The sequence below is a fragment of the Nannocystis sp. RBIL2 genome (genome assembly GCF_026626745.1).
Lineage (GTDB): Bacteria > Myxococcota_A > Polyangia > Nannocystales > Nannocystaceae > Nannocystis.
The window spans coordinates 204,543-216,574 of record NZ_JAPNJW010000001.1 but is presented as its reverse complement, the minus strand read 5'-3'; the positions used below and the strand labels follow the sequence as shown (position 1 = coordinate 216,574).

Annotated in this window: 10 protein-coding genes and 2 tRNA genes; 6 read left to right on the top strand and 6 right to left on the bottom strand. The window is 73.4% G+C overall.

The window, feature by feature from the left end; all coding sequences use genetic code 11:
* Nucleotides 1-308: 308 nt before the first annotated feature.
* The gene (locus OV090_RS00845) at nucleotides 309-2,381 is read right to left on the bottom strand and encodes an enoyl-CoA hydratase-related protein (protein WP_267701522.1); all 2,073 of its coding nucleotides are present in this window, start codon (nucleotides 2,379-2,381) and stop codon (nucleotides 309-311) included.
* Between the two features lie 283 nt (nucleotides 2,382-2,664).
* Here OV090_RS00845 and OV090_RS00840 point away from each other — a divergent pair, with 283 nt between their 5' ends.
* The 5 genes from OV090_RS00840 to OV090_RS00820 all read left to right on the top strand — a co-directional run bounded on the left by OV090_RS00840 (nucleotide 2,665) and on the right by OV090_RS00820 (nucleotide 5,197).
* Nucleotides 2,665-2,928 (top strand): hypothetical protein, encoded by a 264-nt coding sequence (locus tag OV090_RS00840; RefSeq protein ID WP_267701521.1) that lies wholly within the window; start codon nucleotides 2,665-2,667, stop codon nucleotides 2,926-2,928.
* Between the two features lie 272 nt (nucleotides 2,929-3,200).
* Nucleotides 3,201-3,947, top strand: a complete 747-nt coding sequence (gene rph, locus OV090_RS00835) for a ribonuclease PH (protein ID WP_267701520.1) — start codon at nucleotides 3,201-3,203, stop codon at nucleotides 3,945-3,947.
* A 32-nt stretch (nucleotides 3,948-3,979) separates the two neighbouring features.
* A complete protein-coding gene (locus OV090_RS00830; protein ID WP_267701519.1) occupies nucleotides 3,980-4,633 on the top strand; it encodes a non-canonical purine NTP pyrophosphatase in 654 nt (217 codons plus the stop codon).
* Between the two features lie 364 nt (nucleotides 4,634-4,997).
* Nucleotides 4,998-5,071 (top strand) — tRNA-Pro (locus OV090_RS00825).
* Between the two features lie 52 nt (nucleotides 5,072-5,123).
* Nucleotides 5,124-5,197: transfer RNA gene (locus OV090_RS00820), tRNA-Arg, on the top strand.
* Between the two features lie 36 nt (nucleotides 5,198-5,233).
* Here OV090_RS00820 and OV090_RS00815 read toward each other — a convergent pair.
* Nucleotides 5,234-6,022: a BtpA/SgcQ family protein gene (locus tag OV090_RS00815; RefSeq protein WP_267701518.1), complete on the bottom strand. Its 789-nt coding sequence runs from the start codon at nucleotides 6,020-6,022 to the stop codon at nucleotides 5,234-5,236.
* A gap of 299 nt (nucleotides 6,023-6,321) precedes the next feature.
* Between OV090_RS00815 and OV090_RS00810 the strand changes: the two genes are divergently transcribed.
* Entirely contained in the window at nucleotides 6,322-7,410 is a 1,089-nt protein-coding gene (locus tag OV090_RS00810) for a hypothetical protein (RefSeq protein ID WP_267701517.1), read from the top strand.
* 69 nt (nucleotides 7,411-7,479) lie between these two features.
* On the opposite strand, the gene OV090_RS00805 is transcribed toward OV090_RS00810, so the two are convergent.
* The 4 genes from OV090_RS00805 to OV090_RS00790 form a co-directional block, all read right to left on the bottom strand.
* Nucleotides 7,480-8,103 carry a histidine phosphatase family protein gene (locus tag OV090_RS00805; RefSeq protein ID WP_267701516.1) on the bottom strand — a complete coding sequence of 208 codons (624 nt, stop codon included), beginning with the start codon at nucleotides 8,101-8,103 and terminating at the stop codon, nucleotides 7,480-7,482.
* A 38-nt stretch (nucleotides 8,104-8,141) separates the two neighbouring features.
* On the bottom strand, nucleotides 8,142-8,441 hold the full coding sequence (locus tag OV090_RS00800; RefSeq protein ID WP_267701515.1) for a GIY-YIG nuclease family protein: 300 nt from the start codon (nucleotides 8,439-8,441) through the stop codon (nucleotides 8,142-8,144).
* 165 nt (nucleotides 8,442-8,606) lie between these two features.
* Complete coding sequence (locus OV090_RS00795; RefSeq protein WP_267701514.1) at nucleotides 8,607-10,634, bottom strand: ATP-dependent DNA helicase RecQ; 2,028 nt, start codon at nucleotides 10,632-10,634, stop codon at nucleotides 8,607-8,609.
* Between the two features lie 397 nt (nucleotides 10,635-11,031).
* A complete protein-coding gene (locus OV090_RS00790) occupies nucleotides 11,032-11,919 on the bottom strand; it encodes a hypothetical protein (RefSeq protein WP_267701513.1) in 888 nt (295 codons plus the stop codon).
* Between the last annotated feature and the right edge of the window lie 113 nt (nucleotides 11,920-12,032).

Below are 12,032 nucleotides of genomic sequence, written 5' to 3'. Positions count from 1 at the left end.
TGCACGACAGGGGGCTCCGCCTGCGAGCTGCAGGTGCATCACCGCGTGGCCTCGAGGCAGGGCGCGCTTGCGTGGCGGCCCGCGCTCACGTGATGGGAGATGCACGGCGGGGAGCTCGGCGCAGGCGAGCTACAGGCGCATCGGCGCGAGCGCCCCGGTCGTCCACGTTGCCGGGCAAAGGCTCGTGCGGTGCAGAGCGTGACAGGCTTCGCTGCGAGCGAGTCGTAGAAGCGTCGCCGCGAGCGCAAGGGCGCTCGCGGCGGGTGCATGTGCAACGGAGGATGCGGAGGCGAGCGCTCCGCGAGCGGTCAGGCGAGCGGGTGCTCGAACACCGGGGGCTTGCCGCGGCTCATGGCGGTGACGCCGACGCGGGCGGCCGACTGGTTCAGGCTGTCGGCGGCGCGCTGCTCCTCGAGGGCGCCGCCGGCGGCGACGTCGAGGGCGTTGGCGTCCTCGATGGTGCGGGCGAGGAGGTCGCGCAGCTCGGCGTCGAGGACGACGCCCTGCTCGTTGCGCGGATCGACGGCGCGGTCGACCGCGACCTCGGCGGGGCCGGTGCGGAAGGGCGGGAGCGGAGCTGTCCCTCGGGCCAGGCTGAGCGCGAGCTCGCCGCTGGCGCGCGGGAGGTCGCGCACCGGGACGACGGCGCTGACGAGGCCGAGCTCGCGCGCGCGGGCGGCGTGGATGCTCTTGCCGGTCAGCAGCAGCTCGTTGAGGGCGGTGTAGTGCTCGGGGGCGCTGCTGCGGTGGAGCAGGTGGCAGCCGCCGAGGCCGGGGATCACGCCGACGGTGGGCTCGGGCTGGGCGATGACGGCGCCCTCGCCGGCGATCCGCGCGTGGCAGGAGCTCGCCAGCTCCATGCCGCCGCCAAGGGCGCGGCCGACGATCGCGGCGACGGTCGGCTTGCCGGCCCGCAGCTTGGCGAGGGCGGCCTTCCAGCCCTGGATCAGGGCGAGCGCGGCGTCCCGCTTGCCGAGGACCGGGACGAACGCGCCGATGTCGGCGCCGTGGCCGAAGTCGCGGTTGTAGAGGCCGTCAGGGGCGACGACGATCGCCTCGACCGCGGGGTCGGCCTGCAGGGCGTCGACGGCCCGCCCGAACTCGGCGAGCAAGGTGTGGCCGAGGGTCGAGCGCTTGAGCGAGATCAGGCCGACGCCGCCGCTGACGCTGCGGCCGACGTAGATGCTGTCCCATCCGACATGTTCGCCGAGACCTGTCCGCGAGAACACGTCCAGCGGGGCGACCTCGTCGGCGCGGGTGATCTGCTGCTCGACGAGGAAGGCGCGGGTCAGGGCGGCGGCCTGCTCGAGGCCCATGGCGGCGATCAGCGCCGGCGGGCCGTCGCGGAAGGCGAGGGCTTTTTCGGCCAGGTAGTTGAGGGCGTCGGCGGTGACGATCTTGTGGGCGAGCATGCGCGCGGTGAGGGCGAACAACATGCCGTACATGCGCGCGCGGACGACCGCGACGCCCTCAGGCGGGCACTTCTGGCCGCGCTCGTAGGGCCACTGCTTGCCGGGGTCGGCGATGTACGGCCTCCAGGCGTCGGGGATGGCGTAGAGGCTGCTGTCGACCTCCTCGCGCATGAGCTCCATGCAGTGGGCCGACAGGCCGTTGGCGCCGCGGATGAGGTTGTGGACGAAGAAGGGGGAGGTGCCCAGCAGCTGCTTGCAGGCGTCGTCGATCTGCGCGGGGCTGAGGCCGGTGCTCTCGTGGATCCGCACGGCCTCGAGCATCATCCCGCAGAACAGGCGGTCGGCGGCGAAGCTGGGCACGTCGCCGACGGAGATCAGGGTCATGCCGGCGCGGCCCAGGAAGGCCTTGATCTGCTTGAGCGTGGCGGCGCCGGTGACCGCGCCCTGCTCGGGCAGCTCCCACAGCTTGTTGGTGAGGTGGGGGAAGAAGGGGTGGAGGACGCCGCAGCGGTCGGCGCCGGGGAGGTCGTCGAAGAGGTGCCGGGTGGTGAAGCCGCTGGTGGCCGAGAAGATCAGGGCCTCGGGGTCGCGGGCCCGGATGGCGGCGTAGAGCGGCTTCTTGATGGCGAGGCTCTCGGGGACGGCCTCGAACACGAGGCCGATCTTGAGCTCGGCCGGGATGTCGGCGATGCCGCCCCGGATCGGGATGATGGCCTTCGTGATGGCCTCGATCTCGGCCGGCGAGACGCGCGGGGCGAACTGCTCGGCGAGCTTGGCGGCGACCTGGTCGACGGCAGGCGACAGGTCGAGCGCGATCACGGGGACGCCGTGGCGGGCGAGGATGCGCGCGAGCTGCCCGAGCTTGCCGAAGCCGACGTTGCCGCAACAACCGGCGACGAGCAGAGCCCGCGGCGGACCCCCGTCAGGCTGAAAGATGGCTGCTACCGAGGGATCGCGCGCGTTTTCCATGGGCCGGGAGGATAAAAGGCGACAGCGACCGCCCGAGCGCGGTCCAGATTGAGCTTCCCCACGACCCGGACGAATTGTGTATTCGCCGTCATCTGCCATCTGCCGGCCGCTTCGCGGCGATCCGCAGAGATCGCCCCGGATCCTTCTATATAGCGGGTGTTCGCCCGCTTGCGCAGCAGGCGCCGCGGTTTTCTCTCGATCGTTGCCGAATTGGCGGCGTTCGGACTACAGTGCCGTTCACGACTCGATCGACCCACGATCAAGGCACGTAGGAGAACCCGTCATGAAGCACACCAAGATCGTCCTTGCGGCCCTCGCCGCGATGTCCCTGTCCCTCCCGGCTTGCGGCGGGGACGCCAAGAAGGAAGAGAAGAAGGAAGAGAAGAAGGTCGAGACCAAGACCGAGGTCACCAAGACGGTCGAGACCCCCAAGCCGGTCGAGGCGAAGCCCGAGGTGAAGCCCGAGGACGCCAAGCCGGCCGATCCGGCCGCCCCCGCCCCCGGTGGCGCCGCGGCCCCGCCGCCCGCCCCCGAGGCCGGCAAGTAAGCGGTCCTCTTCTCAGCCACCAAGCAAGACACGGCGAGGCGCCACGATGGCACCTCGCCTTGTTTTTTAAGGTGCTTCGTTCGCCGGGCGTCCTGGTCTTTGCCCTCGTTCGCGACTTGCGCGCGAGTCATCCGCGGGGCTTTGCCGTCGTTCGCGGCGAGTCACCCGCCACGACGAGGGCCGGTGTCTTGCCCTCGCTCGCTCGCGTCGCGACCGGTGACCGCGTCGACGACTGCACAGCGAAGCTCGGCTCGGTTTTGCTAGGGTGAGGCATGCGCCACGACGGCCGTGCTCTCGATCAGTTGCGACCCTTCTCCCTCGAGCCCGGCTTCATCGGCTCGGCCCTCGGCTCGGTGCTGGTGGCGACCGGCCGGACGCGGGTGATCTGCACCGCCAGCCGCGAGGCCAAGCCGCCGGGCTGGCTGACCCAGGGCGGCTGGGTGACGGCCGAGTACGCGATGCTGCCCGGCGCGGTGCGGCCCCGCGGGCGCCGCGAGCCGGACGGCCGGGCGAAGGAGATCCAGCGGCTCATCGGCCGCTCGCTGCGGGCGGCGATCGACCTCGAGAAGCTGGTCGGTCCGCAAGGCCCGGTGGCGCTGACGGTCGACTGCGACGTGATCGAGGCCGACGGCGGGACGCGCACCGCGGCGATCACCGGCGGGATGGTGGCGCTGGCGCTGGCCGTCCGGGCGCTGCAGCGCGAGGGAGTGCTGACCGCCGACCCGGTGCGCGCGCTGGTGGCGGCGGTCTCGGTCGGCGTGTGCCCGCTGCCGGCGGCCGGCGCGGAGGTGCCGATGCTCGACCTGGCTTACGTGGAGGACAGCCAGGCGGTGGTCGACTGCAACGTGGTGATGCTGGAGCGCGGCGGGCTGGTGGAGGTCCAGGGCACGGGGGAGCGCGGCGGCTTCGACCGGCCGACGCTGTCGCGCATGCTCGACCTGGCCGAGTCGGGCATCGCGTCGCTGTTCGCCGGTCAGCGGGCGGCGCTGGCGAAGGTGGCTGAACAGGCAGGATTGTGAGTTCGTAGATGATCGCGCAGGACGGTTCGGACATGTCCCGAAGGCTAGTGCTGGCGACCGGCAACCCGCACAAGGTGACGGAGCTGGCGGCGATGGTGCGCGCGGCCGGGCTGCCGCTGACGGTCTGCTCGGCGCGCTCGCTCGGGCCGGCGCCGGAGATCCCGGAGGACCAGGGCAGCTTCGAGGCGCACGCGCGCCTCAAGGCGCTGGGGATCGCAGGCTGGCTGCGAGGCCGCGGCGAGCCGGGGTCGACTCTGGTGCTGGCGGACGACTCGGGGATCTGCGTGGTGGCGCTGGACGGGGCGCCTGGGGTCGATTCGGCGTACTTCGCGGGGCCGCAGGCGGACGACGCGGCCAACAACGCCCGCCTGGTGGCCGAGCTGGGCGCCCGCGGGCTCGAGCGCTCGCCGGCGCATTACCTGTGCGTGCTGGCGCTGACGCGAGTCGACGGCGAGCCGATCGCAGGCGCGGAGGCGGTGGTGCGGCTGTTCACGGGCCGCTGGGACGGGGAGGTGCGGACGACGCCGCGAGGCTCGGGCGGGTTCGGCTACGACCCGTACTTCTGGCCGACCGGCAGCGCCCGCTCGTCCGCCGAGCTGGCGCCGGCAGAGAAGAACGCGCTGTCCCACCGCGGCCGGGCGACGGCGGAGCTGCTGGCGGCGCTACCAGCGGTGCTGCACGGCTGAGCGGGCGGCGAGTCCGCGAGTCGGTGGATCTTGCGAGGCCGCAAGGAAGTCGCGGGGCAGGCCCGGCCGACGCAGCGTGCGGTCCGAGGCGGATGGCGGTGCGGAGCGCGAGGGTCGAGAGGCGACGAACGGAGGACGGGCGCAAGGCGGGCGGATCGCGGCCGCGTGGGCACGGTCCTGAGCGCGAGGGCGGGGCGACGGGTGCTGAAGATGGCGCGCAGAGGCCGGTAGGGGGTCGTGTGAGCCGGTCCTGGCGGGGAGATGGGGCGCGGAGGACGGGACGCAGAGGCCGGCGGGCGAGCGGCGGAGAGGGTGTCGTGGCGCTGGATCGCGGCCCAGGGGTCGTGTATGGTCCGGGGCCGCTCGGGGCGTAGCGCAGTCTGGTAGCGCGCCTGCTTTGGGAGCAGGATGCCGGAGGTTCGAATCCTCTCGCCCCGACTTTTTTGTTTCACGGCCGTCCGCGGCCTGTTCCACGGCCTTCCGAGGCCCTGCGCCCATAGCTCAGTTGGATAGAGCATCGGCCTTCTAAGCCGAGGGTCCCAGGTTCGAATCCTGGTGGGCGCGTCGCGTTCGCGCCCGCCAGTGAGGGGCTGCGGAGGCTCAGGCGCCGGCGCTGGCGGCCCGCCAGGCGTCGGCGAAGCGACGGGCGCGCTCGGGGTCGACGGGGCCGCCGGCGCGGCCGTCGGCTCGCAAGGCGCTGCCGACGATGACGCCGTCGCACAGGCCGGCGAGGACGGGCAGGGCGGCCTCGGTGGCGCCGCTGGCGACGTAGAGCGGGACGCCGCCGGCGGCCGCCCGTACGCGGCGGAGGTGGTCGGGATCGACGGCCTCGCCGGTGCCGCTGCCGGTGACGAGGACGGCGTCGGCGAGGCTGCGCTGGACGAGGTCGCGGGTCTCGTCGGCGAGGTCGCGGGCGGCCAGCGGGGCGGAGTGCTTGACCGCGACGTCGGCCCAGATCTGGAGGTCGGGCCGCCCGAGCTCGCGGCGCAAGCGGAGGACGTCGGCGGCCTGACCCTCGACGACGCCCTGGTCGGTGACGCGCGCGCCGGAGAGGACGTTGATCCGCACGCTGGCGGCCCCGACGACGACGGCGATAGCGACCGCGGCGAGGCCGTCGTTGCGCAGGACGTTGATGCCGAGCGCGAGGTCGGGGCAGGCGTCGCGCACCGCGAGGGCGCAAGCGGTGATGCCGGCGATGGTGACCGAAGGGACATGTCCCTTGAAGAAGGGGACGTCGCCGAAGTTCTCGACGACGGCGAGATCGAAGCCGGCCGCGGCGAGGGCCCGGGCATCGCGGGCGACTGCGCGGGCGATCGCGGCGACGGGCTCGCTGCTGCGCGGGCTGCCGGGGAGCGGCGGGAGGTGCAAGACGCCGACGAGGCTGCGCATGACGGCGAAGGTAGCAGCGATCGCCGAAGTGCGGGTCCCAGCGCGCGAAGGCGGCGATCCGAGGTAGGCCGGCGCGAGCCTGCGGCGTAGCGAGAGCGGCGATCGTGCGCGTGCGCAGCGAGCTGCGCCGTGATGATGGAGACAGAGGCGCGCCCACGCGGCGCCGCGGCCGAGGTGGCGGGCCCGCGATCGGTCGAGCGCAGCGAGCTGCGCACGCGATCGCCGGGGGCCGCCGGTGATCGCCCGCACACGCGGCGCACACGCGGCGACGATAGCGTCGGGCACAGGAGGTGTTCGGCATGCGGGGGACGTGGACGATCGCGGCGGCGCTGGTGCTCGGAGGTTGCGGCGACAGCGGGCCGGGGGCGAGCACCGGCGGAGCGAGCGAGGGGACGACGACGGGGACGTCGACGGACGCGAGCGCGACGATGACGACGGGTCCGACGACGACGACGGCGGAGCCGACGACGACCGGGACGACGTCGACGCCGACGACGGGCGAGCCGACGACGACGTCGCCGACGACGGGCGCGCCGGCGGAGTGCCAGACGGCGGCAGACTGCCAGGCGCCGACGTGCCAGGCGCCGACCTGCGAGGCCGGGACGTGCGGGACGATGAACCTGGCCGAAGGGACACCTGTCGACGACCTGCCGGGCGACTGCCGGGCGACGGTGTGCGACGGGGGCGGCGGGACGAAGGAGATCCCGACCGACGATCCGCCGCCGCAGGCGCCCGGGGACTGCAAGCTGGCGGGCTGTCTTCAGGGACAGGTCGAGTACACGCCGGCCGACGACGACCTGCCGAACGACGACAACGACTGCACGATCGACACGTGCATGGCCGGCGAGCCGGTGTTCTCGGCCAAGCCGATGCACAGCCCGTGCGGGCCGATGGGCGCCAACTTCTGCCACTCGGACGCGAGCTGCCAGGCGTGCAAGGAGGTCACGGACGCGTGCGAGGACTACGGCGCGGAGCCGCACGAGACGCAGGCGACGGCCCACAGCCTGGGCGAGATCACGGACGCCGACGCCAACGGATCGTTCGCCTGCGGGACGATCAAGGGCACCGGCGACGTCGACTGGTTCACGTTCACCGGGGTCGACGCGTTCCTCAACATGGTCGACCCGTCACGCACTCTGGTGGCCGAGAACGACGCGGGCCGGCTGTGTGTGTACATGCAGTGCGACAACGGCACGACGTCGGTGACGTGCGGGGCCAACGACACGCCCGACACCGCGCCGCTGGGCCAGAAGGGCTGCTGCGGGCTCGGGACGGTGTCGCCGGGGCTGAACTGCACGGGCCTCGACGACTCGGCGAAGGTGTGGATCAAGGTCGACAACCCGGAGATGCTGGCCTGCGTGCCGTACCGGCTCGACTACCACTTCTAAACAGAAGTGGTGCGGCAGTATGGCGTCCGGGACATGCTCGATCGGGCATGTCCTCTCGGACAGGCCCGATCAGGCGGTCGTGATCAGCGACGGCGGCAGGTGGCCGGCGTCGTTGTAGTTGATCAGCGCCTCGAAGTCTTCCTGGTAGATCCGGAGCTCCGTGATCCCGCAGTGCGAGCAGTCGAAGCGGCTCCAGGCCTCGTAGGGGAGGCGCAGGGTGTGGGCGACGAGGTAGCGGATCAGGTTGCCGTGGGTGAAGATGACCGCGAAGTTCGTCTGCTTCGGGGTGCGGAAGAAGCGGTCGCGGACCTTTTCGACCTGCTTGACGGTGACCGCCCGGTCCTCGGGGCTGGTGAACGGCAGGCCGGGGTGGACGCCGAACTCGGCGATCCGGTTGGCGTCGACGATCGGCAGGACCTCGTGCAGGTACGGCTTGACCTTGATCCGGTCGATGTGGAGCTCGTGCGCGGCGATCTCGGCGGTCTGCAGCGCGCGCGGCCAGGGGCTCGAGAACAGGCCCTCGAACCGGCCCTGGGCGGCGTCGAGGATCTGCGCCAGGCGCCGACCGGTGCGCACGGCCTGGCGCCGGCCCAGCGGGGTGAGGCCCCAGACGGTGTCGCCTTCGTCGCCGATCCGCTCGTAGTGGCCGTGCCGGACGAGGATGACCCGGCTGTGGACGACTTCGAGGCTCATAGGGCGCGGCGGCGCTTTGTAGCACGGGGCCGGCAGGGTCACAAAGGAGTCACGGCGAGCCGCCGCAGCCGCCGCCACAGGGCGAGGTCCCCGGCCACGAGCCGCTCCTTTTCGGCCCGCCGGAGGGCCTTGAGGGCGTACTCCAGCTGCCGGGCGTGCCGCGGCAGCTGCTGCCCGCGCTTCCACGCGATCTCGACCGGCAGCCGCGCCCGGGTGTACTTGGCGCCCTTGCCGGCGTTGTGGGTCGCCAGGCGCCGGGCGAGGTCGTCGGTGATGCCGGCGTAGAGCGAGCCGTCCGCGCAGCGGAGGAGGTAGACGGTGTAGCGCCGCTCGGGCACGGGAGCGGACGATACTCGCGAATCGCCGGCGCGCGCAGCGAGGCGGCGGGCGGGCGTGGGCGCCGCGCGGGGCGAGCGGGCGCTCGCGGACCGACAGAGGCTCGCGGACCGATGCCGGGGAGCGGTCTCGGCGACGGCGCCGGCCTCGGCCTCGGCGTTCGCGGCTCAGCCGGCGGCGGCGATCACTTCGAGCAGGCCAGCGCCGTACTTCTCGGCCTTGGCGGGGCCGATCCCGTGGGCGAGCAGCAGCTGGTCGCGGTTGCGCGGGCGCATCAGCGCGAGGTCGCGCAGGCTGCGGTCGCTGGCGACCACGTACGGCGGGACCCCCTCGCGGCTGGCGACCTGCATGCGGTGGGCGCGGAGTCGCTCGAACAGCGCCAGGGCGGCGGCGTCGAGCACGGCCTCGGGCGCGTCCGGGCGATTGCTGGCCTTGGGGGCATGTCCGGAAGAACCTGTCCCTGGGAGCATGTCCTTGGAGGCAGGGCGCACGCGCGGCGGCAGCAGCAGCCGCGCCGGCAGCTCGCCGCGCATGACCCGGCGGCCGATGTCGGTGAGGACCACGACGGGGCGGTCGTCGCCGGTGAAGTCGACCCAGCCGGCGACGACGCAGCGGCGCAGCAGGCGGAGCAGCCAGGTGCCGTCGTGCTCGCGCAGGGCGCCGAAGGTGGGCGTGTTGACCAGGCCGGTGCGCTCGAGGCGCTCGTCGGCGGCCCCGCGCAGCAGGCTGACCGCCGCCTGCAGGCCGAAGCGGCGGTGGATCCGGGCCACCGCGCTGAGCGCCTTGCGGACGATCAGGGTGGTGGCCTCGGGGTCGTCGTCGGCGTCGGCCGAGAGCTGGCGGCACACGTCGCAGCGGCCGCAGCCGCCCAGCGCCTCGCCCTCGTCGCCGAAGTAGCGGAGGATCGCGTCGTGGCGGCACGAGCCGCCCTCGGCCCAGCGCATCAGCTCGAGGAAGGTGTTCCACTTGTGCTCGACGACCGCCGGCGCGGGCGGGCTGTCGTCGCCGCCGCCGCGCTCGATCAAGCGGCGCCGCAGCGGCAGGTCGCCGGGGGCGATCAGGAGCAGGCCGGTGGCGTCCTGGCCGTCGCGGCCGGCGCGGCCGACCTCCTGGTAGTAGGCCTCGATCGAGCCCGGCGGGGCCAGGTGGATCACCGCCCGCACGTCGCCGCGGTCGATGCCCATGCCGAAGGCGTTGGTGGCGACGACGACGTCGAGCTCGCCGCGCGAGAAGCGGGCCTGGACCTTCTCGCGCTGCGGGCCCTCCAGGCCGGCGTGGTAGGCCTCGGCCCGCCAGCCGCGGGTGACCAACCGGACCGACTCCTGCTCGGTGACCTTGCGGGTCGGCGCGTAGATGATGGCTGTCCCGGCGGGCATGTCCTGAGAGGCATGTGCCGGCGGACGGCTGCCGGGGCCGCGGCCGAGGGCGATCTCGAGGGTGCGGTCGACGAGCCGCTCGCGCGCGCGGCGGTCCTCCTCCTCGGCGACGTGCAGGGCCAGGTTGGGGCGGGCGAAGCCGCGGACGATCTGCGGGGTGTCGGCGGGCAGGCCGAGGCGCGAGATGATCTCGTCGCGCACCACCGGGGTGGCGGTGGCGGTGCAGGCGAGCACGCGGGCGCGCGGGAGGTCGGCCAGGAGCTCGCCGATCTGCAGGTACTCCGGGCGGAAGTCGTGGCCCCACTCGCTGATGCAGTGGGCTTCGTCGACGGCGATCAGGGGGACGGCGATCCGGCGGCAGATGTCACGGAAGGCGGGCGCGCCGAGCCGCTCGGGGGCGACGTAGACGAGCTTGTAGTGGCCGCGCGCCATGGCGCCGAGGCGGGCGCTGATCTCGGGGCCGGGGAGGGTGCTGGCGAGGAAGGTGGCCGTGACGCCGCGCGCCTCGAGGGCTCGCACCTGGTCGGCCATGAGGGCGATCAGCGGCGAAAGGACGATGGTGGTGCCCGGCAAGGCGCTGGCCGGGAGCTGAAAGGTGAGGCTCTTGCCGCCGCCGGTGGGCGCGACGAGCAGCAGCCGCCGCCGCTGCATGAGGACCTCGATGGCCTCGGCCTGACCGGGCCGGAACGCGTGGTAGCCGAGCCGCTGCAGGGCGCCGAGGAAGTCGGGGGCGTCGGCGGGCGCGAGCTCCGGACGCGCCGCGCCGGAGCCGGCAGGCCGAACCGTCGCGTCGTGCTCGTGGGCGCCAGGAGAGGTCACGGGCCGACAGGGTGGGCGTTCGCGCGCGCACGCGCAAGCATCATCGCGCAGGGGCCGGCGCGGCGGGTGTGCGGGCTCGTGCGCGTGAGCGCGAGCGCCGTGCTTGGCGGCGGAACGGGGCGCTCGAGGTGCGTCGCGGCGGGAGCGAGGGCGGAGCAAAGGGCGCGCGGCTCGGGAGCCGGGGCCGTGGAGGTTCAAGCGAAGCGAAGCGCCCACCTGGGTGGAATCAGCGGGCTCGGGTCAGAGAGTTGGCTCGGTGGAGTCCGGAAAGCAGAGGCTCAGCGGTGGAACGAGGGCGGAGCAGAGGATGCTCGCGCGGCTCAGGGCGCCGGCTCGGCGGAGTCCAGGCAGAGGCTCAGCGGTGGAACGAGGGCGGAGCGGAGGATGCTCGCGCGGCTCAGGGCGCCGGCTCGGCAGCGGCTTCGGCGGCAGCGGCTTCGGCTGCAGGGTCGGCGGGCTCGGCCGGGGCGCCGCCGAGGCGGAAGATGCGGGCGAGGAGGCCGTTGGGCACGACGAAGGGGGCGATCCGCTGGCGATCGAGGGTGAGCTGCGGGCACTCAGGGGTGCGCCGGTCGGGCCAGATGTCGACGCCCGAGGCGAACACGCTGAAGCCGGGGTCGCCGGCGGCACACTGACCCGAGAGCCAGGCGTCGCGCGCGTCGTGGCCGTCGAGGGCGGCCATGACGACGAGGCGCGGACTCAGTGCGGGCAGCAGGGCGTCGGCCCAGGTCAGCGGGACGACGTGAGCGCCGTCGACGGAGAAGCTGCGGGCGACGAGCTCGGGCGGCGCGGCCTCGGCGTCGGCGGCCTTGGGGTCGACTGTGGCGTCGATGCGCTCGCACACGAGGCTGACGATCTGCGTGGTGGCCAGCGGCGTGACGCAGGTGACCTCGACGGTGCCGACCTTGCCCTCGAGCCGCTCGTCGGTCCAGGCGTCGAGATCGGCGGCCTCGCGGATCAGCGCGGCGAGCTCGCGCTCGCGGTCGTCGTCGGGCAGGTCGACCTCGGGGTAGCTGATGGCGACTGCGACCTGGCCAGGCCGGCGCGCGATCGACTTCTCGGTCACCGGGACGAAGGCGAGGCCGTCGCTCAGCGGGGCAGTGGTGTAGAGGCGGTCGGAGGTGGCGACGAACAGGGGCGGGGGGCTGCGCGGCTCGCTCGACTCGGCCGGCTGCGGTCGGCAGGCGAGCAGCGCTGCGAGGGGCGCGACGACTGCGACGAACCGCGACGAGAGAGGTCGCGGAGCGCCCGCGCTCGCGGCAGCTGTATGTTCGGACAGGTGCATCGGGACAGCTCGGTCGCGGCCGACAGGACCAGAGTGCGCCGTGCGACGGCCGGCTGCAAGACGCGCGGGCGATCTCGTCGAGAGCGGGCAAATCGGCGTAGTTCGGGCAAGCG